This window comes from Capnocytophaga genosp. AHN8471 (assembly GCF_016806945.1).
GTDB classification, from domain to species: Bacteria; Bacteroidota; Bacteroidia; order Flavobacteriales; family Flavobacteriaceae; genus Capnocytophaga; species Capnocytophaga periodontitidis.
The window spans coordinates 86,258-108,461 of sequence record NZ_JAESPJ010000011.1 but is presented as its reverse complement, the minus strand read 5'-3'; the positions used below and the strand labels follow the sequence as shown (position 1 = coordinate 108,461).

General features: G+C 39.6%; 19 protein-coding genes. 15 read left to right on the top strand and 4 right to left on the bottom strand.

Annotated features, from left to right (window positions below; translation table 11 throughout):
• Position 1: 1 nt before the first annotated feature.
• The 10 genes from lpxK to JMN12_RS05610 all read left to right on the top strand — a co-directional run bounded on the left by lpxK (position 2) and on the right by JMN12_RS05610 (position 12,913).
• Positions 2-997, top strand: coding sequence for a tetraacyldisaccharide 4'-kinase (lpxK, locus tag JMN12_RS05655; protein ID WP_009413495.1), 996 nt, complete (start codon positions 2-4; stop codon positions 995-997).
• A 30-nt stretch (positions 998-1,027) separates the two neighbouring features.
• Complete coding sequence (locus tag JMN12_RS05650) at positions 1,028-1,579, top strand: thioredoxin family protein (RefSeq protein WP_009413494.1); 552 nt, start codon at positions 1,028-1,030, stop codon at positions 1,577-1,579.
• A gap of 348 nt (positions 1,580-1,927) precedes the next feature.
• Positions 1,928-3,091 (top strand): sigma-54-dependent transcriptional regulator, encoded by a 1,164-nt coding sequence (locus tag JMN12_RS05645; protein WP_203137883.1) that lies wholly within the window; start codon positions 1,928-1,930, stop codon positions 3,089-3,091.
• Positions 3,092-3,115: 24 nt separating this feature from the next.
• Positions 3,116-3,766: a vancomycin high temperature exclusion protein gene (locus JMN12_RS05640; RefSeq protein ID WP_203137881.1), complete on the top strand. Its 651-nt coding sequence runs from the start codon at positions 3,116-3,118 to the stop codon at positions 3,764-3,766.
• 80 nt (positions 3,767-3,846) lie between these two features.
• Positions 3,847-4,203, top strand: coding sequence for a 4Fe-4S binding protein (locus JMN12_RS05635; RefSeq protein ID WP_009414230.1), 357 nt, complete (start codon positions 3,847-3,849; stop codon positions 4,201-4,203).
• A gap of 52 nt (positions 4,204-4,255) precedes the next feature.
• Positions 4,256-5,929, top strand: a complete 1,674-nt coding sequence (locus JMN12_RS05630; RefSeq protein WP_009414229.1) for a vWA domain-containing protein — start codon at positions 4,256-4,258, stop codon at positions 5,927-5,929.
• 45 nt (positions 5,930-5,974) lie between these two features.
• A complete protein-coding gene (locus JMN12_RS05625; RefSeq protein ID WP_203137870.1) occupies positions 5,975-7,228 on the top strand; it encodes an NAD(P)/FAD-dependent oxidoreductase in 1,254 nt (417 codons plus the stop codon).
• 635 nt (positions 7,229-7,863) lie between these two features.
• Positions 7,864-9,333, top strand: a complete 1,470-nt coding sequence (locus JMN12_RS05620; RefSeq protein ID WP_410494237.1) for a vWA domain-containing protein — start codon at positions 7,864-7,866, stop codon at positions 9,331-9,333.
• A gap of 185 nt (positions 9,334-9,518) precedes the next feature.
• Complete coding sequence (locus JMN12_RS05615) at positions 9,519-11,522, top strand: hypothetical protein (RefSeq protein WP_203137856.1); 2,004 nt, start codon at positions 9,519-9,521, stop codon at positions 11,520-11,522.
• Positions 11,523-11,602: 80 nt separating this feature from the next.
• A complete protein-coding gene (locus tag JMN12_RS05610) occupies positions 11,603-12,913 on the top strand; it encodes a phenylacetate--CoA ligase family protein (protein ID WP_203137854.1) in 1,311 nt (436 codons plus the stop codon).
• Between the two features lie 42 nt (positions 12,914-12,955).
• Here JMN12_RS05610 and JMN12_RS05605 read toward each other — a convergent pair whose 3' ends face one another.
• Positions 12,956-13,405 carry an acyl-CoA thioesterase gene (locus tag JMN12_RS05605; RefSeq protein ID WP_009412906.1) on the bottom strand — a complete coding sequence of 150 codons (450 nt, stop codon included), beginning with the start codon at positions 13,403-13,405 and terminating at the stop codon, positions 12,956-12,958.
• On the bottom strand, positions 13,380-14,636 hold the full coding sequence (locus JMN12_RS05600) for an ABC transporter permease (RefSeq protein ID WP_203137851.1): 1,257 nt from the start codon (positions 14,634-14,636) through the stop codon (positions 13,380-13,382). Before JMN12_RS05600 ends, JMN12_RS05605 begins: the two co-directional genes overlap by 26 nt.
• Positions 14,637-14,781: 145 nt before the next feature.
• Here JMN12_RS05600 and JMN12_RS05595 point away from each other — a divergent pair, with 145 nt between their 5' ends.
• Both JMN12_RS05595 and mraY read left to right on the top strand, forming a co-directional pair.
• Entirely contained in the window at positions 14,782-15,480 is a 699-nt protein-coding gene (locus tag JMN12_RS05595) for a hypothetical protein (RefSeq protein ID WP_203137849.1), read from the top strand.
• A gap of 163 nt (positions 15,481-15,643) precedes the next feature.
• Entirely contained in the window at positions 15,644-16,882 is a 1,239-nt protein-coding gene (mraY, locus tag JMN12_RS05590) for a phospho-N-acetylmuramoyl-pentapeptide-transferase (protein WP_088594705.1), read from the top strand.
• Between the two features lie 3 nt (positions 16,883-16,885).
• On the opposite strand, the gene JMN12_RS05585 is transcribed toward mraY, so the two are convergent.
• Entirely contained in the window at positions 16,886-17,557 is a 672-nt protein-coding gene (locus JMN12_RS05585) for an alpha/beta fold hydrolase (protein ID WP_203137847.1), read from the bottom strand.
• A gap of 152 nt (positions 17,558-17,709) precedes the next feature.
• On the opposite strand from JMN12_RS05585, the gene JMN12_RS05580 reads away from it, so the two are divergent.
• The 3 genes from JMN12_RS05580 to serC are packed head-to-tail and all read left to right on the top strand — an operon-like array spanning position 17,710 to position 20,032.
• Entirely contained in the window at positions 17,710-17,991 is a 282-nt protein-coding gene (locus JMN12_RS05580) for a GNAT family N-acetyltransferase (protein ID WP_009412912.1), read from the top strand.
• 27 nt (positions 17,992-18,018) lie between these two features.
• Complete coding sequence (locus JMN12_RS05575; RefSeq protein ID WP_088594703.1) at positions 18,019-18,984, top strand: D-2-hydroxyacid dehydrogenase; 966 nt, start codon at positions 18,019-18,021, stop codon at positions 18,982-18,984.
• Positions 18,971-20,032 carry a 3-phosphoserine/phosphohydroxythreonine transaminase gene (gene serC / locus JMN12_RS05570; RefSeq protein ID WP_203137845.1) on the top strand — a complete coding sequence of 354 codons (1,062 nt, stop codon included), beginning with the start codon at positions 18,971-18,973 and terminating at the stop codon, positions 20,030-20,032. Before JMN12_RS05575 ends, serC begins: the two co-directional genes overlap by 14 nt.
• Positions 20,033-20,104: 72 nt before the next feature.
• Here serC and metG read toward each other — a convergent pair whose 3' ends face one another.
• Positions 20,105-22,171, bottom strand: coding sequence for a methionine--tRNA ligase (gene metG, locus JMN12_RS05565; RefSeq protein WP_203137843.1), 2,067 nt, complete (start codon positions 22,169-22,171; stop codon positions 20,105-20,107).
• Positions 22,172-22,204 lie beyond the last annotated feature (33 nt).

Below are 22,204 nucleotides of genomic sequence, written 5' to 3'. Positions count from 1 at the left end.
TATGAAACACTTAAAATTTTTGCTTTTTCCCTTTGCAGTGCTTTATGGTGCGATAGTTCGTCTGCGCCATTGGTGCTACAATGTTGGCATTTTTAAAGTACATACCTTTGCGGTGCCTACTATTTGCGTGGGCAATGTAGCGGTAGGAGGGACAGGCAAGAGTCCAATGGTAGAATACCTTATCCAAAAATTCCAAAATCGTCATAAAATAGCTGTCCTCAGTCGTGGCTACAAACGCAAAACCAAGGGATTCCTCTTAGCTGATAAAACCTCTACTGTCTTGGATTTAGGTGATGAACCCTTTCAATTCTGGCAAAAATATAAGGATATTATTTTAGCAGTCTGTGCGAATCGCGTTGAGGGTATCCAAAAAATATGCTCTTTACCTACCCCTCCCAATCTCATTATCTTAGACGATGCTTTTCAACATCGTCCCGTAAAAGCAAAATTTAACATAGTGCTCACCGCTTATGCACAGCTCTTTACAGATGACTGGCTACTGCCAATGGGGCGACTCCGTGATGTAGTAAGCCGCGTGCAACAAGCTGATATAGTAGTAGTAACCAAATGTCCCCCTACTTTATCAGTGGCCGAACGTACTGCTATTACTCAAAAACTACAACAGCACACAATAGCACCTATCGCATTTGCTACCATAGTTTATAACCAACAAGTGTATGACAAAGAAAAACTAATCCCGTTGGAAATGTTTATACAAGAACCTTTTACCTTAGTAACAGGTATTGCTAATCCGCAACCTCTATTAGCCTATTTAAAAGAGCAAGGAGCAGATTTTCAGCACTTAAACTTCCCCGATCATCATCATTTTACTAATAAGGAATTGGAACAATTACAAGGCAAACGCATCCTAACTACTGAGAAAGACTATGTGCGCCTCCAACCTCATTTGCAAAACTTATATTACCTGCCTATAGCAATGCAATTCCTCACCCCCGCTGATGAACATATATTTGGCACGGTTTTTGAAAATCTCTAAAAACAAAATAATTACAAACTTTTATCAACTATGACAAAAAAACTCATCGCTATTGTAGCTTTTGTTTTAACAGCTACTGCTACCCTCGAAGCTCAGGAAATTAAATGGATGACTTTTGATCAAGCTATTGCCGCTCAAAAGAAAAAACCTAAAAAAATATTCGTCGATGTATACACTAATTGGTGTGGACCTTGCAAAATGTTAGCTAACAACACCTTTAAAAACAAAGACTTAGTGAACTATGTGAACGATAATTATTACGCTGTAAAATTCAATGGCGAAGGTAATGAAGTCGTGAACTACAAAGGTCAAAAGTTTGAGAATAAGGATTATGATCCTGCAAGAGCTCAATCACGCAACTCTCTCCACCCGCTCACTAATTACTTGCAAGTACAAGCATACCCTACAATGGTGTTCTTAGACGAGAAAAACGATTTGATAACAGGGCTTACTGGCTATATGTCACCTACCCAATTAGAACTCTACTTGAAAATGTTTAAAAACGACGAACATAAAAGTATTACTACCCAACAAGAGTTCCAAGTATATCAATCAAAGTTCAAACCTACATTCAAAAACTAATAAATACACTTTTTCATAAACACACGCGAAAAACTCTTGACATTTTGCCAAGAGTTTTTTAATTTTTTATTATCTTTGCCACATAAATAACGTCAGTTCCATATAACAGAATATTGATTTACAGCTTTATATCATAATATATTCACAAAATAATTCACCGTCAGGTGAAAATTCGTGAGATAATAAAAAATAAAGACTTTTATGCACTCCCAATTTCGTGGAAATTCGTGTAATTCGTGGGAGATTTAAAACATTTTACTGATTATTTAATAATTACTTACGTCGAACTCACGTTAAATAGACAAATTAATGCCCGTGCAGCTCGCACTAAATTGACAAATTAGAATTATGGCAAAAATACTTATCATAGAAGACGAATCGGCTATTCGCCGTGTGCTCAGCAAAATATTAGTAGAAGAAAGCAAAGAGTACGAAGTAGAAGAGGCGGTTGATGGCACCGAAGGCGTAGAGAAACTCAAAAAAGAGGACTACGACTTGGTACTTTGCGACATCAAAATGCCTAAAATGGACGGTATGGAGGTACTCACCGAGATTAAGAAGGTGAAACCTGAAATCCCATTTGTAATGATTTCGGGTCACGGCGACCTTGAGACAGCTGTAAATGCAATGCGTCTTGGAGCTTACGACTATATCTCAAAACCACCCGATTTGAACCGCTTGCTCAATACAGTACGCAATGCTCTCGATAAGAAAAAATTAGTAGCAGAGAATAAACACCTCAAAAAGAAGGTGAGCAAGAGTTATGAGATGATAGGAGAGAGTGCTCCTTTGCAACAAATCCGTCAGATGATAGAAAAAGTAGCGCCTACCGAAGCGCGTGTCCTCATCACGGGCTCTAATGGTACAGGTAAAGAGTTAGTAGCTCACGCTATTCACTACCAAAGTGAGCGCAGTGAAGCCCCTATGATAGAGGTGAACTGTGCTGCTATCCCTTCAGAACTGATAGAAAGTGAACTCTTTGGGCATATCAAAGGAGCGTTTACTTCAGCGGTAAAAGACCGTGCAGGTAAGTTTGAAGCTGCTAACAATGGTACGATTTTCTTGGACGAGATAGGTGATATGAGTCTATCTGCACAAGCCAAAGTATTGCGTGCTTTGCAAGAAAATAAAATTACCCGTGTAGGTAGCGATAAAGATATCAATGTAGATGTACGTGTGATAGCTGCAACCAATAAAGATTTGAAAAAAGAAATAGCTGAAGGTCGTTTTCGCGAGGATTTGTACCACCGTTTGGCAGTAATTCTTATTCGTGTGCCTTCACTCAATGAAAGAAGAGATGATATTCCATTGCTTATTGATTATTTTTCAGTAAAAATAGCCGAAGAACAAGGTATTAGTCCTAAGAAATTTAGCAAAAAAGCGGTAGAACTCCTCCAAAAACAAGATTGGACAGGTAATATTCGCGAATTGCGCAATGTAGTAGAACGGCTTATCATCTTAGGAGGTAAAGAAATCTCTGAAGACGATGTCAAAGCCTTTGCCGGTAAGTAACCTCTTACTTCTTACCTAAACAAAATGAACAAAATAAAATCTTTTCTAAAACCCTTAAAAACCAAACGTTTCTGGAAAGTTACTGCTCTATTATCACTGTGGTTGCTCTTAGTAATCATTGCTTGTAACGTGCAGGTAACTAAAGAGACTAAAAACTTGTTGTACACTCAAGTTGCTGAGGTGCCTGCACATAAAGTAGGTTTGCTCTTAGGAACCAATCCTTATTTAAAAAGTGGTGCGCCCAACAAGTATTTTCTTTATAGAATAGAAGCAGCTGTGCAACTATATGAGGCAGGAAAAATTGAATATATTTTGGTCAGTGGCGACAATCATAGAAATGACTACAACGAGCCCGAAGAAATGAAAAGAGCCTTAATAGATAAGGGGATCCCCGAAGAACGTATTGTCTTAGACTATGCAGGCTTTAGAACTTTAGACTCAGTCGTACGAGCTAAAGAAGTATTTGGCTATGATACATTTATTGTTATCTCACAACGTTTTCACAATGAGCGAGCCCTTTTCTTGGCAAAGCACCACGGCATACAAGCTATTGGTTTTGATGCGCAAGATGTTACTGCCTACTACGGTTTTAAAACACGTGTACGCGAGTATTTAGCACGCACTAAACTCTTTGTAGACTTGTGGTTCGAGGTACAACCAAAATTCAAAAAGTAGCAAATTAACAAAAAAATATTATCTTTGCGCCCTTTCCTACCTCCCAACCTCTAAAACTCTCTAATCACTAACAACTAAAAATGGCTATAATAATAACTGATGATTGTATCAACTGCGGGGCTTGTGAACCCGAATGTCCTAACAACGCTATCTACGAAGGTGCTGATGATTGGCGCTATAGCGATGGTACAGCCTTAAAAGGACGTGTAGTATTACCGAGCGGATTGGAAGTAGATGCCGATGAGCCTCAACAAGCTATTAGCGATGATATTTATTTTATCATTGCCGATAAATGCACCGAGTGTATAGGTTTCCACGATGAACCTCAATGCGCTGCGGTGTGCCCTGTAGATTGTTGCGTGCCCGATGATGCCCACCAAGAAACAGAAGATGAACTCTATGCTAAAAAACGCTTTATTCACAACGAAGAAGCTTAGTTTGGCATAACATTTGACTTTATAAAGGTAAGATTTTTAATGTATTACCCTTATGAAAACAAATGTATCTTTAATGCTGTTATCAGCTTTGTTATTAGCGGCTTGTGGTAACCCCGAAGGTCACCGAAATTCAAGCAATTCAGCCAACCAGCTTCCACCTCCTGCACCTGCTACAACAGTGGAAGAACTTACAGCGAACAAAATGGCTTCGCCTGAAACACCACCTCCGCCACCCCCACCACCTGCGTATGATGCTGTAGTAGAAGAAATGGAAATTGCCAATTCTGAAGAACCTTCTCAACAGCAACCGCGTAGTAATGAAACCTACAAAGAGATTTCTGAAAATCCATTTGTAGCAGTAGCGCAACAACCTGTTACCACTTTTTCTGCCGATGTAGACCGCGCTTCGTATGCTAATTTGCGTCGTATGTTAGGTTATGGTCAGTTACCTCCTAAAGATGCCATTCGCATAGAGGAGATGATAAACTACTTCGATTACGACTATCCTGCACCTACTAAGGAGGCTACTTCTCCTTTGCGCGTGACCCCCGAATTAGCTCCTACACCTTGGAATCCTAAGCATTTGCTATTGCGCATTGGTTTGCAAGCTAAAAAATTGGATTTGGCTCAAGCTCCACCTTCTAATATTGTTTTCCTAATTGATGTATCGGGCTCAATGGATGAGCCTAACAAGCTCCCTTTGCTAAAATCTTCATTCAAACTCTTGCTCACTCAGCTCAAACCTACCGACAGAGTGGCGATTGTAACTTATGCCAGCGGTACAAAAGTAGCCCTTTCGTCTACTCCTGTAAAAGAGAGACAAAAAATAGAAAAAGTACTTGATAATCTGTATGCAAGTGGTTCTACGTCAGGTAGTAGTGGTATTCAATTAGCTTACAAAGAAGCTCAAAAAAACTTCATTAAAAATGGTAATAACCGTATTATTTTAGCTACTGATGGCGATTTCAATGTGGGGATTAGTAATCCAAGAGAGTTAGAAAAATTCATTGAAAAACAGCGCGAAAGTGGTATTTATATGTCAGTTTTAGGTTTTGGTATGGGTAATTATCGCGATGATATGGCCGAAACCATAGCCGATAAAGGCAATGGTAATTACGCTTATATCGATGATCTTACCGAAGCTAAAAAAGTATTGGTAAACGAGTTTAGCGGTACGCTTTTCGCCGTAGCCAAAGATGTGAAACTGCAAATCGAGTTCAACCCTAAATACGTGAAAGAGTATAAGCTCATAGGTTATGAAAACCGTATACTTGCTAATGAGGATTTTACTGATGATAAGAAAGATGCAGGTGAAATAGGCGCAGGGCATACTGTTACAGCCCTCTATGAACTCATTCCATCGGAAGGTAAAGTGGCTCAAAATCTCCGCTACCAAACAAAAGAACTCAACGAAAAAGGTAAAGGCAATGAGTTAGGATTCCTCAAAATACGTTATAAAGACCCTAAGGTAAAAGATGCTAAAAGTGTAGAAGTAACCGAACCTTTGTTATTTGCTAAGAAATCTTTAAATGAAACTTCTGTAGATTTTCGCTTTGCAGCCAGTGTAGCCGAGTTTGGTATTCTCTTGCGCGGCAATAGCAATAAAGCCCAAGCTACTTATGACCAAGTAGTAGAATTAGCTAATGGTGCTATAGGCAAAGATGAAGAAGGCTATCGCAAAGAATTTGTGCGCTTGGTAAAAAGTGCAAAATTGTTGGCTAAATAGTAAAAAAATACTATATTTGCCCCGTGCTTTAAAAAAAAAGTATTTATGAAAAAAGAAGTAACTGATGTATTGGTAATAGGCGCAGGACCTTCAGGTTGTGTATCAGCTGCCTATTTGCACAACAATGGCGTAAAAGTACGCGTAGTAGAAAAAACTAAATTTCCGCGTCTGGTAGTAGGGGAGAGCCTTATTCCACGTGTGATGGATCATTTTGACGAAGCAGGACTTTTGCCTGCCTTGGAAGCCCAAAAGTACGAAGTAAAATGGGGCGCCCGTTTTATCCGTGGTGAACAAGTATGCCAATTTGATTTTGGTAAGAAATACGGCAAAGGTTGGGATTGGACTTGGCAAGTGCCTCGCGCCGATTTCGATAATGTTTTGGCTCAAGAAATCATCCGCAAAGGCGTACCTCTTAGTTTTGAAACCGAAGTTACGAACGTGCAGTTTTTCGATGATCATCAAGTTACTACCGTAAAAGACAAGAACGGGGAAGTATATGAAATCACCTCTAAATTCGTCATTGATGCCAGTGGTTACGGTCGTGTATTGCCTCGCTTGTTAGACCTCAATGCTCCTTCTAAATTAGACGACCACTCTGCTATATTCACTCATATCAAAGAAGATAAGGTACGTCCTGAAGGTGAAGAAGGAACTCTCATTTCTTTTGATATTTTAGAAAGAGAAGTATGGCTTTGGGTGATTCCTTTCTCTAATGGCAATACCAGTGTAGGGGTTGTAGGACCTACGCACTACATCAATAGTCTATCGGCTTCCGGCAATACTACTGAAGCTTTGCGCAAGGCTATCGTAACCTCAGATTTTTACAGAGAGCGCTTCCAGCATTCCGATTTTCTATTTGAACCTAACAAGATACAAAGCTACTCTTGTTCAGTGAAAAAACTCTTTGGCAATGGCTTTGTACTCACCGGTAACAGCACCGAGTTCTTAGACCCTGTATTCTCATCAGGGGTGGCTTTTGCTACCGAATCGGGTATGTTAGCAGCCAAATTGGTAAAACGCGAACTTGCCGGAGAAAAAGTAGATTGGCAAAAAGAATACACTGACTATATGCAACGTGGTATTGATGTGTTCACTTCTTATGTAAGAGAGTGGTATACAGGTAGTTTGCAAACACTCTTCTTCCATCAACCTACTAATGAGGATGTAAAAGAAAAAATCTGTGCTGTATTAGCGGGTTATGTATGGGATACCACCAATCCGTTTGTAACCAAACATAAGCATATCATCGAAAATATGGCGTACGCTATCAACAACGGCTTAGGAATGAAAGAAGCGTAAAAGTTTTTGTATACTTTCAAAAAAGTTATCCCAAAAGTCCTAAAATCACTTTTACATCACAAACTTTGTCAAAGTCCTTAGACTTTGATATATAAGTATATGAATATGATTTATGTAGAAGCTGTCCGAAAAGTCTAAAAATCGCTTTTGCATCATAAACTTTGTCAAAGTCCCAAAACTTTGACAAAGTCTATAAAACTGATAATCAATCACTTTTAGAGTGTGTTATGTAGGGGCGTTTTGCAAACGCCCCTATAAATAAAATATCCTTAAACGAACATAAACAGCCTCAGTTCGATATAAAAAAATATTGATTTACAGCTTTGTATTATAATATATTCACAAAATAATTCACCGTCAGGTGAAAATTCGTGAGATAATAAAAAAATAAAGACTTTTATACACTCTCAAATTCGTGAAAATTCGTAAAATTCGTGGGAGATTTAATTACTTATGGCAACTCAGTTAAATAATACCTAAATATGAAAAAAAATATCACTCTTTGCCTTTTATCAACCTTGCTTTTAGCCAGCTGTTTCAATAGAAATAAATACTCCGAGAGTAGTGGAGAGCTCATAGGTCGTAGCCCAAGTCATCCAGCTGCTAAACCTAAAATGGTTCGTAGTGACCAAATGATGCTTAAAGCTAATGTAAAAGTTGATAAATCTCCTTATTACTTCCCCGAATACCAAAAAGGAGAAACCTATAAAGAAATTAAAGAAAATGGTTTTGTAGAAGTGGTAAATCAGCCAGTTTCTACCTTTTCAGCCGATGTTGATAGAGCTTCGTATACCAATGTACGCCGAATGATAGGATATGGACAATTCCCTCAAAAAGATGCCGTGCGCATCGAGGAAATGATCAATTATTTTGATTATAATTATCCTCAACCTACTGCCGAAACAAAATCGCCTTTGCGTGCGTCAAGCGAATTAGCGCCAGCTCCTTGGAACGACAAAAATCTCTTGTTGCGCATTGGCTTACAAGCTAAAAAATTGGATTTATCACAAGCACCTCCTTCTAATATTGTCTTTTTGATTGACGTATCGGGCTCAATGAGCGACCCTAACAAGTTGCCGCTGCTCAAATCGTCTTTCAAACTCTTGTTAGGTCAGTTAAAACCTACCGATAAGGTAGCTATTGTTACTTATGCCAGTGGTACAAAAGTAGCCTTGCCTTCTACAGCTGTAAAAAACAGAGAAAAAATAGTAAAAGTATTAGATGAGTTGGTGGCAATGGGCTCAACTTCAGGTGAAAAAGGAATACAACTCGCTTATGAAGAAGCCAAAAAATCCTTTATCAAAAAGGGAAACAACCGCGTGATTCTCGCTACCGATGGCGATTTCAATGTGGGGATTAACAACACTGAAGAACTGACTAAATTCATCGAAGAACAACGCGAAAGTGGTATTTATATGTCAGTTTTAGGTTTTGGTATGGGTAATTACCGCGATGATATGGCTGAAACCATAGCCGATAAAGGCAATGGCAACTACGCTTATATTGATGATCTCACCGAAGCTAAAAAAGTATTGGTAAATGAGTTTGGTGGTACGCTTTTCACAGTGGCTAAAGATGTAAAACTACAAGTAGAATTCAATCCTAAGTATGTGAAAGCCTACCGATTGATAGGCTATGAAAATCGTATGCTTGCCAAAGAAGATTTTACTAACGACAAAAAAGATGCTGGTGAAATAGGAGCAGGACATACTGTAACTGCTCTCTATGAATTAGTACCTTCTGATGGTAAAATAGCTCAAGATCTCCGTTACCAACATAAAACCCTTAACGATCAAGCAAATAGTGGCGAGGTAGCTTTCCTCAAAATACGTTATAAAGACCCTAAAGAAAAGGATGCTAAAAGTGTAGAAGTAACCGAACCACTGCCTTTCAACAACAAAAAACTCTCTGATACTTCTGTTGATTTTCGCTTTGCAGCTAGTGTAGCCGAGTTCGGAATGCTGTTGCGCGAAAGCGATAACAAGGCCAATGCTTCCTATGAACAAGTAGTAAAATTAGCTGAAGGAGCTACAGGCAACGACCCCGAAGGTTACCGCAAAGAGTTCGTGCGTTTAGTAAAAAGTGCACAACTATTAGCAAAATAATCAAAAAAGTATTACCTTTGCACCCTATTAGCTTTAAATACTGCAATGGAATAGTTTATCTTTATAAATATTCACTTTTGCAGCTTGTCCCCTTCGGGATTGTCGGCAATTGCCGAGTAAGTGAGTCGGGGGCTTTCTCTCTCTTATATAATTAAAATACAAATTTTTAAACTCTAAACAAAAAAGTGCAAACAGAAGAAAAAGAACTATACAGCTTCGCCGAAGCAGCTGATTGGACAAATTCCCTTTCTGATAACGAAATGGTACAACTTTTAGTAGAAACCGACTTCTCTCGTGAACAAACCGATGAGGGACGCGACTACTGCTATTTCCTACATAAATACAGCAAAGTAGATGGTAATAGTACCTCCGACTATACATTGATGGCTTATACCCTCACTCAACCCGAAAACTTGGAACGCGCTTCAATGTACGATATGATACTCGAAGAAAATGAGTACTTTAGCATCCATCGCATCAGTGTGTATCGCAACGGTCAGCTAATTGACAAAACAGCTGATACTACTATAAAAGTATTGGACAACGAAGGACAAAGCGGTCGTGGTATTATCAGCAGTTCTAAAAAACTGAACTTCTCTATCAAAGACCTTCACCTCGACGATATCCTCATTTTGGAAGACACTAAAGAAAAAGTGTTTACTGAAAAAGAGTTTTTGCGCCGTGACTTTATGAAGTATGTATATGTAACTCCCGATACTTATTGGGCGTACGGCAAATACCACTTCAAGCTCATCAACAATCGCAACAAACGTGTGGCTTATAAAGATGTATTCTTCCGCGACGAGCAGGGTAACGTAATCCCAAGTCAGGTGAAATACTTAGCACAGGGTGAAGCATTTGAGATAGTACAAGAAAACTACATCAACCCAGTAGACCCTAACCGTGAAATCTTCCCTTTTATAGATTTCGCTACCGATAGTACTTGGAAAGACTTGTCTAACTATATCTATCCGCTTTACGAAGAGGTATTCAAAGCGCAACCCGCTGATTTCGCTCCCGATTTGGTAGAGAAACTCAACGGTATGGCTACCCTCGATGAGAAATTGCAATACGCTATAGAGTTTGTGCAAAACAATATCTACTACGTGTACAACGCCGATGAGATGAACGGACACAAACCTCAAGCGCCTGCACTTACTTATCAAAATAAACAAGGTGACTGTAAAGCAAAATGTGTATTGTTAAAATCTATCCTCAACTACCTTGGTGTAGAGGCTTCAGTGGTATTGGTGAACTACAATTCCGATTATTATATGCAGTTCTACCTCCCTTCATTGCTTTCGTTCAACCACGTGATAGTGAAAATCAACTATAAAGGGAAAGAGTACTTTGTGGACGCTACCGCTCGTAATGAGTTTGGTAGATTGGAGAAACGCGCTGTGATTTCTTTCTGTCACTTTATGGAAATCTTGCCTAACCAAGAGTTACAAGTGCGTAAACCTACTTATTTCGATGATTTTTGTATCGATGAACGCATCACCTTAGAAGCCAAAGGCAATATAGGTAAAATCCAACTGCTTACTACTTATCGTTATAATCGCGCTAATTCTATGCGTAGTTACTTCAAGTCGAGCAATAAAAACGAACGTTTGGACAGCTGGAACAACTCCTTGTTCTACGCGCTCAACTATGTAAATGACCGCAAAGGCAAAGATTTCCGCGAGATTTTCAAAGATGCTACCTTGCAAATAGTAAAGGATGACAAGGTGGAAAACGAATTTGTAGTGAAGTACGAAGCAACTATTGAGCAGCCTTACTTTATTGATAGCGAAGGTCGTCGTTTCTTGATGTACTACGATGGTAGTGTGTTGAAAAATAGTATTCGTGAACACCAGCACAGCGATGCGAGCTTCTGGCACAACTTCGATAGCGAGCGTTATGAAATTGAACTCAAAACCGATGAAAATATCGATACTAAGGAAAAATACACCGTACAAGAGTGTGATATCAAAAATGAGTATTTTACTCATAAAACCCAAAAATTCATCACTAAAAACTCTGGTAAGGTAATTGTAGAGTACAATCCGCTCACAAATATCGAATTGCCATTGCACAAGTTAGAACCTATCCGTGAAGATTATCACACTATGGCTGATAGCAACTTTGGTATCGGTATCGATGTGGTAGAAAAAGGATTCTTAAATTCCTTAAAACGACTTTTTAAATAAGGAAATTTACATACAACTTTGCCAAAGGTGTGAGCCACACGGACATTAGAACCTTTGGCAAAGTTTTATTAACAAAAATAATGAGTGCACTTATTCCAACCATAGAAACCCAATCGGAAGCCGAGATTGTAGCTTTTCAAGAAGAAAAACTGCGAGAGCTATTGCAATATCTCAATGAAAAATCGGTTTTTTATCAAAATCTCTTCCGCAAGCACCATATCCGTATAGAGGATATCCGCACCCTTGCCGATTTACAAAAAATACCCACTACTCATAAAGACGATTTGCAACGCGAAAACGATGCTTTCCTTTGTGTGCCTAAAAGTGCTATTGTAGACTATGCTTCTACCTCAGGCACTATGGGAACGCCTGTTACTTTTGGTCTCACCGATAAGGATTTAGACCGTTTGGCGTACAACGAAGCTATCTCATTGGCTTGTGCAGGCATTCAAAAGGGCGATGTAGTCCAACTGATGACTACTATCGACCGCCGTTTTATGGCAGGTTTGGCTTATTTCTTAGGCATACGCCAAATGGGAGCAAGCATCATTAGGGTAGGGGCAGGAATACCCGAATTGCAATGGGATTCTATCCGATTGTACGAACCTAAATACCTTATTGCGGTTCCTTCCTTTGTGCTGAAAATGATAGAATATGCCGAAAAGAATGGTATCGACTATCGCGCTTCTTCCGTAAAGGGAGTAGTGTGTATAGGAGAGGCGTTGCGCAATCAGGATTTTAGCCCTACACTCTTAGCAAAAAAGATTACCGAAAAATGGCAAGGATTGCAACTCTACTCCACTTATGCCTCTACCGAGATGAGCACTACTTTCACCGAGTGTGAATACCAGCACGGAGGGCATCACCACCCTGAGCTCATCATCACTGAGGTATTAGACGACGAAGGGCACCCCGTACCCGATGGTGAGAGTGGAGAGCTCACGATCACTACCTTGGGAGTGGAAGGTATGCCATTGTTGCGTTTTCGCACAGGCGATATAGTAGCGATGCACAGTACCCCTTGTAAGTGTGGGCGACATACGGCACGAGTGAGTCCTGTACTAGGCCGCAAACAGCAGATGATTAAATACAAAGGAACTACTCTTTACCCGCCAGCCCTAATGGATTTGCTTACAGGCTTTGAGGCTATAGAGAATTACATTATAGAAATCAATACCAATGATATCTTCACCGATGAAATTCTTATCAAAATAGGGACAAAAACTCCTACCGAAGCCCTTCGCGAGCAAATAAGTCATCACTTCCGTGCTAAACTCAGGGTCGTCCCTAAGATTGAGTTCTGCGATATAGCCCTTATTGAGCAGCAGCTCTACCCGTTGGGCAGTCGCAAACCGATGAAATTTGTAGATAAACGCAAACCGTTAAATTAAATTGTATATGAAAACAAAAAAACTATTAGCAGTAGTATATTGTTACCTGTTACTTGTTATTTGTTTCTCCCATTCTTCAAAAAACTTAGGTTTATACAGCGATAAGCTATTATCTTTTAGAGAAGTAAATACCTGTACAGTTTCTCCCGTACAAACCAATTCATTGGCTTCATTGTAGATAAAATACTGAAAGATGAGTTTCGCTACATTGGAGGGAATATAGTGAGTTTCTATGCGCAAGCGTTCGCCATAGCGCACCATTTTCTTGTGTTCACATACGCTCTTCACAATAGGTGTTGCATAGCCTTCGCGCTCTACATCAAGGTAAGAAATACCGTACTTTCTCCCAAACGCCTCACGTCCGTCTTCAAAGTATTTGATGTAGTTGCCGTGCCACACAATACCAAGCGGGTCAGTTTCACTAAAGCGTACCGTAATAATAAGACTCTCAGATAAATTCGCAGGTTTATACGTTTCTTTTGGCTTTGTCATAATAAATAGAGATAAGAATACAACTGATGAAAAAGAGCAGTAAAGCTCCTATTTTAGGTAGCAAACTACTCGCAGAATCGCCTCTTAGCAATACCTCGTAGAAGGCTTGTAATCCCCAGTTCATAGGGGAAATATTAGAAAGCAATTGCATAATGTGGGGCATTGCAAAGGTAGGTATCCACACCCCACCAATGGCTGCAAAAAGTACCGTGAGGGTAGCTCCCAAGGGCGCTGATTGTTCTTGGGTTTTTGTTAAAGTCCCCAAGAGTACCCCCAAGCCTATAGCCGAAAGCCCTGAGACTATGGCGACTAACAACAAGGGTAAAAGTTTACCTCCCACTTCTAACATTGGTAAGCCTAAGTAAGGAAATACTAACACGCCCATTACTACCATCAAAGCGAATTGTAGTAAGCTAATCATCAGAAAAACAATGATTTTAGCGGTGAGCAATGCCCAGTAGGGTAGGGGACTCGTGAAGAGTCGGAGTCCTGTGCCTTGTGTTTTTTCCTTTACAATACTCGCCGATAGTGGTATGGTAATGAAGAAGATAGCAAAGAGAGCCCACGCCGGTACGTTGTGCTGGGTAGCGTTGGGGATAGCAACAGTAGCCGTATTAGGATTGATTTCTCTAAAACTCACTAATGCTTCTGTTTTTGGTAAACTCACCCCTTCCTCTAACTGACTCTCAAAGGCTTTATAAATATACTGATTTTCTATTTGGTATAGCAATTTGTCAATGCCACTCTTCACACTTTCTTTAAACGAAGTCTGCAAAGTCGGATCAAAATAAAGGCGTATTTCTTTGGTAGTATAAGCCGTTTCAGTAGGTGTTACAGTCTCACCTGCAAAAGTGCTGATAATCGTCTCTACATTCTGTTGCACTTTAGTTTGCAAGGTAGAGGAGAGTTCAGCAGGAATTACAATAGCCAGCAGGTAGTTGCCTTTCAGTACCTGCTCACGCGCCATAGCTTCACCAATAGGTTTTCCGTCCAGCGTTTTCACCATTTCGAAAGCACTTCCTTCTAAACTTTCTCTGATGTTTTTGGCAATTTCACCGCCATCGTTATCCACTAACAGAACGGCTGTTTTCTGCTCACTGATATTCTTAAAAGCTCCGTCCTGCAATAGCGTAATGGTTACCACCAATAGCAATGGCATTGCAAAGAGAATGATAAGTGCCCCCACATCGCGCAGTAATAATAAGGCTTCTTTTTTTATAGATTGAAACATAACGGTTTGAATAGGGGGCAAAGATACAGATATTTTGCTAATTATTTCCCAATTTCTAAATCCTAATTCCTAAAATTTTTCGTCATTCATAATTATTTTGTACATTTGCGCCTTGATTTGCTGCTTTCTTAAACTTATATAACAAATGAAGAAATTTATTCTATTAACTATAGCGTTCATCACCTTGCAGTCTTGCAGTGTAACCAATGTATTTACCTTTCATAACGATGGAACTATTTCCACTGATATGACCTTAGATATGAGCGAAATGCTCGCTATGGAAGCTAAAGCAAAACAAGGTGAAAATAGCCTGAGAAATGTGAATATGCCCAAATTTCCTAAAGAATGGCAATCGGTATATGACTTTCAAAAAAATATAGGTAGTAAGGATTCTATCTCAGAAGAAGAGGCTGATTTGTTCAAACGCTCTATGATTAAAGGACTGTTTAAAGACGATAAAGAAGTGGGATTTGAACTTCATTTTAGTCATTTTCCTCCTAAACAGTTCGCTTCTATCACTACTATTTTAGACAAAGGAAAGCAGAAAAACACTCCACTGCAATTGCCATCTTTTAAATGGGAAGGTAAAGAATTGCATATTGATATGAATGTTTTCGATTCCAAAAAAGATGATGAACAAGCAGAGCGTCTTGCACAAATGAAAAAAATGTTCAACATAGAGCTCAATAATACCCTTGTTTTTGAAAATAAAATAAAGAAAATAAAAGGCAAACATCCTTTTATTCAAAAAATAGATGCACACACTATAAAAATAGATGTAAATGCTCCAGAAGGCAAAAAGAAAAAGAAACGTGATAGTGAAATTGTAATTATAACAAAATAATTGTTATTTTCGTTTTTGAGGTAAAAGTAAAATAAGGAGATACGTTATTTTCGTTTTTAGCGAAAAAGTAAAATAAGAAGGTGCGTTATTTTCGTTTTTGGTGAAAAAGTAAAATAAGGAGAAGCCCCATTTTAATTGTTAATTGTTAATTGTTCATTGAAAAATGTTATACCATTTACTAGAAAATCTTGAAAAATATTACGACTTTCCAGGGTCGGGATTATATAAATACTTGTCGTTTCGTGCAGGTTTGGCTTTGATGCTCTCTCTGCTGATTTCCACTATTTATGGGAAACGCATTATCAGTTTCTTACAACGCAAACAGATAGGCGAAACGGTGCGCGATTTAGGTCTTAGCGGTCAGAATGAAAAAGCAGGAACACCTACAATGGGAGGGATTATCATCATCCTTGCAACTCTCATTCCCGTATTGCTCCTCGCAAAGTTAGATAATGTCTATACCTTGCTCCTCATCATCACAACTGTATGGATGGGAACTATTGGCTTTATCGACGACTATATCAAAACTTTCCGCAAAAATAAAGAGGGTCTTAAAGGGCGTTTTAAAGTATTAGGACAAGTAGGCTTGGGGATTATCGTAGGGGCAACTCTTTATTTCAATAGCAATGTAACTATTAAAAATGAAAAAACGGGTATTGGTCGTGCACGTACTGAAGTAGTTGCCCAAAACAATACCGATAATGTGGTCGTCCCCGAAGTAAAATCTACTAAAACTACCATTCCATTTGTAAAAAATAACGAGTTCGACTATGCCGACCTTATTGCGTGGACGGGTGATAACTATCACCACTATGTGTGGCTCATCTTTATCCCTATCGTCATTCTCATTGTTACTGCTGTTTCTAACGGCGCAAACCTTACCGATGGTATCGACGGACTGGCGGCGGGAAGCTCGGCAATTATAGTCCTGACTTTGGGTATTTTTGCTTGGATTTCAGGTAATATTATCTTCTCAGAATACCTCAATATTATGTATATTCCAAGAGTAGGAGAAATGACGGTGTTCATCGCTGCTTTTGCAGGGGCTTTGGTAGGTTTCTTATGGTACAACACCTATCCTGCTCAAGTGTTTATGGGCGATACGGGTAGTTTGACTATAGGAGGGATTATCGCTGTAATTGCCATCGCTGTACGCAAAGAATTGCTCATTCCTGTACTTTGCGGCATTTTCCTAATTGAAAACTTATCGGTGATACTACAAGTAGCCTATTTTAAATATACGAAGAAAAAATATGGTGAGGGCAAACGCATCTTTTTAATGTCACCTTTGCATCACCATTATCAAAAAAGAGGCTATCACGAAAGCAAAATCGTAATGCGATTTCTCATTGTAGGTATCTTTTTAGCAGTTATCAGTATAGTAACACTGAAAATTAGATAATCTTCAATCCTCAATTGCTAATTGTGGAATTAGATTCTCGTTAAACCATTTATACCGATTGATAATCATAATATGAGTGCCGTTCTTTACTACAACGGCATTTTTTATATACTGAATAGGAAAAACAGGGTCTTTATCACCGTGAATGTGAATCGTGCGAGGTAAAGGCTCTTTTTGTTGCCAATTCACAATGCGATCTATCGACCAATCAAGGTAAGCAGGCGAACGCATCCCGATGTACTTTTCGTATAAGGCTATGCGCTTGCTCAGCACCTCAGAAAATGAAAATCGCTTCCAAAATTCTAAATTGCTAATAGTGCGTGTAGGTAATAACTTATGCAAATTTGTATAGCGCGCTAAAAGCATTTTCTTAGGTAGTTCGTATTGTGTTTTTACGCTCGATATAACTACCAACTTCCTATAATTGTTGTGTTGTTTAGCAATTTCTTGTACGATAATCCCTCCAAACGATACCCCTAATAGCACTGGCGACGGCTCAGTAATTTCTTCAGCAATACGTCCTGCATAGTGCGCCAAACTCTCGTTTTTTTCAGGCGTAATCCAGTCTAATAAATGCACGCGATAGTTGCTCGGGAATTGTAAATGCTCAAAAATCTTAGGGCTGGCAGCCATTCCAGGCATTAAATAAATAGAAAGATTATCTTTTATATTCATTTGATATTGTTTTTTTACGAAAAATTAGTAACTTTGCAGCGAAATAATTTGGTAAGAACCTTACCTCTTATCTCTTTCCTAACAAAAGCAAAGTTACAACTTTTTGTTGAATAATACATATTACTAATTGAAAAACTAAAAAACGCAATACAATGGAAGTAATAGACAGTGAATTCTCACGCCAGTACCAAGCCAAAATCAATGGTGAACTTGCCTTTGTAGACTACGCTATACAAGAGCGCAAAATATTCTTTACCAAAACCTTATTGCCCGAAGCAACCGATGAAGCCCTTATCGATGAGTTCTTCAAAGGGGTCTTAGCGCTGGTAGCTCAAAAAAAATATAGGGTTGTGCCTGTATGTCCTGTGGCTATAGCTTTTTTTAAACGCAATAAGGAATATAAAGATGTATTACCCGCTGGCATCCGAATATAAAGTTATTAATCATTAATTGTCAATTATATGAAAGCCGTATTTTTAGACCGCAATACGCTCTCCGAGCGTATAGATGTGGATATTCCTAAAGGGGTAGTACAATGGGTCGCATTCCAAAAAACTGCCCCCGACGAAATTGTTCAACGCCTTAAACCCGCTGATATAGCTATCGTAAACAAGGTGAAACTCGATGAGAGTATCCTCAGGCAGCTGCCTAACCTCAAGCTCATTCACCTCACCGCTACGGGTATGGATAATATTGATAAAGAAGCAGCCAAAGCATTGGGCATAGAAGTGAAAAATGTAGCTGGCTACTCTACCGAGAGTGTTACTGAACACTTTTTTATGATGTTGCTTTCAGCTATGCGCTCTCTCAAAACCTATCACGCAAATGTAAGCGATGGCACTTGGCAAAAAGATGGTCGCTTTTGTCTTACTGAGCCTCCAGTGTTTGAACTGCACGGCAAAACCTTAGGAATCATAGGCGTAGGTAATATCGGTAAAGCTATTAGCAAAGTAGCTGAAGCCTTTGGTATGAAAGTGCTATGGGCTGAACGACAAGGCAGAGTACCACGCAGCAAAGAATATACTGATTTTGATAAGGTATTAGCACAGAGTGATATTATTTCCCTCAACTGCCCGCTTACCCCTGAAACTAAACATTTAGTAAATGAAGAGTTTGTGTCTAAACTTCGCAAAAAACCGTTGCTCATCAATATGGCACGTGGGGCAATAGTCGATCCTCAAGCAGTATACGAAGCTATCGAAAGTAACCGTATTATGGGCTTTGCTACCGATGTGTTTGAAAGTGAACCTCCTTTGGCTACTGATCCTCTTCTAAAAATAACCGACCACCCTCGTGTGATTTATACCCCTCACGTAGCTTGGGCAAGTGAGTACGCACAAGATAAATTATGGCGTACCCTCAAACGCCAAGTTGAAGATTTTATAGTAAAATATAAGGCTGAACACGAACAAAATGAAAAAGCATAATTTTAGCGCTGGTCCCTCTATCTTAGCACCTGAGGTATTCCAAAAAGCCTCTCAGGCCTTGTTAGACTTTGAAGGAACTGGCTTATCAGTAGTAGAAATATCTCACCGCAGTCCAGAGTTTGTACGTGTGATAGAACGCGCTCGTGCATTGGCATTGGAAATCGCCGGATTGGACGATTCGTACACTACACTCTTCTTGCAAGGAGGTGCTAGTATGCAATTCTTGATGGTACCTTACAACCTTCTCGAAACCAAAGCTGCTTATATAGATACAGGTACTTGGGCTAACAAAGCACAAAAAGAAGCTGCTCTCTTTGGTAATGCCGAAGTAATTGCTTCCTCTAAAGCCGATGGTTATAAGTACATTCCAAAAAATGTGACTGTCCCTACAGATGCTAACTATCTGCATATCACTACCAATAATACAATTTATGGCACCGAATTTCACAGCTTGCCACAAACAGATATTCCTTTGGTAGCCGATATGAGTTCCGATATTTTCTCACGCCCATTAGACTACAAACAGTTTAGTTTGATTTATGCAGGTTCACAGAAGAATTTAGGCGCTTCGGGGTCTACTTTGGTGATTGTGAAGAAGGATATATTGGGGAAGGTAAGCCGTAAACTACCTTCAATGATGGACTATCAGTTGCATATCAAAAACGATAGTATGTACAATACACCTTCTACTTTTGCAGTATATGTAAACCTATTGGTACTTGAGTGGATACAAGCACAAGGTGGATTGCAAGCTTTAGGCAAACGCAACCAAACTAAAGCCGATTTGCTTTATGGAGAAATCGACCGCAACCCATTAGTAGTAGGCTATGCTAACAAAGAAGACCGCTCTCTAATGAATGTAGTGTTCAACCTCACTGACGAAAACACCAAAGAACGCTTTGATACTTTGTGTAAAGAAGCGAATATCAGTGGGATAAAAGGGCACCGCAGTGTAGGAGGCTATCGCGCTTCTATCTACAATGCTTTGCCTTTAGAAAGTGTACAAGTATTAGTAGATGTACTCAAAGAATTTGAACGAACAGCGTAATAATAAATTAGTTGAAAATAAAAATCCCCCAAGAGCATTCGCTCTTGGGGGATTTTTATTTAATGAAAAAACTTATTTCACTTCAGTACCATTGGCAATGCCCTCGGCATCAGGGTTGATGAAGGTGTATTTGCCTTCACTATTCTCTACCATTAGTATCATTCCTTGACTTTCTACACCGCGTAGTTTGCGAGGGGCAAGGTTTACTAATACGGTTACTTTTTTGCCAATAACCTCTTCAGGAGCAAAACTTTGCGCAATTCCTGAGATGATAGTGCGCTGGTCGATGCCTGTATCTACTTTTAAGATAAGGAGTTTATCGGCTTTAGGCATCTTTTCAGCTTCCAAAATAGTACCAATACGAATATCCATTTTTGCAAAATCATCATAACTGATGAGTTCTTTTTGTGGAGCTACAGTTACTTCGGTATTAGATTGGGCTTCTTGTTTGTTCGCTAATTTGGTATTCTCTAAACGTTGTAATTGCTTTTCGATAGCAGTATCTTCAATTTTTTCGAAAAGAAGTTCCGCAGTACCAATGCGATGTCCTGCTTTTAGCAATTCGGTGGTATTTGTTTTTAGGTTCTCCCAAGTGATAGCCCCCAATTGCAACATACGTTTCAATTTCTCGGATGTGAAAGGCAAGAAAGGTTCGCTGGCAACTGCCAAAGCAGTGGCAATTTGCAAAGCGACATACATTACTGTTTTTACGCGTTCAGGGTCGGTTTTGATGAGTTTCCAAGGCTCTTCATCGGCTAAATATTTATTGCCTAAGCGCGCCATATTCATCAGTTCTTGTTGAGCTTCACGGAAACGGTAGCGCTCTAATGATTGTTCTATTTTCTCAGTAAGTTCTGTGATTTGGCGAAGCGTTTCGGTGTCTATATCGTTGAATTCTCCTGCAGCAGGTATAACTCCTTCGTAATATTTCTGCGTTAGCACAGCCACGCGATTGATGAAATTTCCAAAGATAGCCACAAGCTCGTTGTTGTTGCGCGCTTGAAAGTCTTTCCACGTAAAGTCGTTGTCTTTGGTTTCAGGAGCGTTGGCGGTAAGGGCATAGCGCAATACATCTTGCTGATTAGGAAAATCTTGCAAGTACTCGTGTAACCACACTGCCCAGTTTTTGGAGGTAGAGAGTTTGTTGCCTTCTAAGTTGAGAAACTCATTAGCAGGAACGTTAGTAGGCAATATATAGCTGCCTTCGGCTTTGAGCATTGCAGGGAAGATAATGCAGTGGAATACGATGTTATCTTTTCCAATAAAGTGTACTAATTCAGTGTTTTTATCTTGCCAATAAGGACGCCAATCTTTGCCTTCGCGTTCAGCCCATTCTTTAGTAGATGAGATATAACCGATAGGCGCATCAAACCACACATAGAGCACTTTACCTTCAGCACCTTCTACAGGTACAGGAATTCCCCAATCGAGGTCTCGGGTTACAGCACGTGGTTTGAGTTCATCGTCGAGCCAACTTTTCACTTGCCCATATACATTGGGTTTCCAATCGGATTTATGACCTTCTAATATCCATTTTTCCAAAAACTCTTGGTAGCGATTGAGGGGCAAAAACCAGTGTTTGGTAGCTTTTAGCGTAGGTTTGCTACCAGTGATTGACGATTTAGGGTCGATGAGGTCGGTAGCGTTGAGTGAACTACCACAGCGCTCGCATTGGTCGCCATAGGCCTCAGGATTGCCACATTTTGGACAAGTACCAATCACAAAGCGGTCGGCAAGGAATTGATGCGCTTCTTCGTCGTAGAGTTGTTCGGATATTTCTTCGATAAAATCACCTTGTTCATATAGTTTTTTGAAGAAATCGGAAGCTGTTTGGTGATGAATAGGGGCAGAAGTGCGCGAATAATTATCGAATGAAATGCCAAAATCGGCAAATGATTGCTTGATAATTGCGTGGTATTTATCGATAATAGCCTGAGGGGTAGTACCTTCTTTTTTAGCTTTGATAGAGATGGCTACTCCGTGTTCATCGCTCCCGCAAATAAAGGCTACATCGTTGTTTTTCAATCGTTGATAGCGTGCAAAAATATCGGCTGGCACATATACTCCCGCCAAGTGACCAATATGGATAGGCCCGTTCGTATAGGGTAAAGCCGCTGTAATGGTATAACGTTTAGACATTTTTTGAGTTTTGAATTACAAGTCGCAAAATTA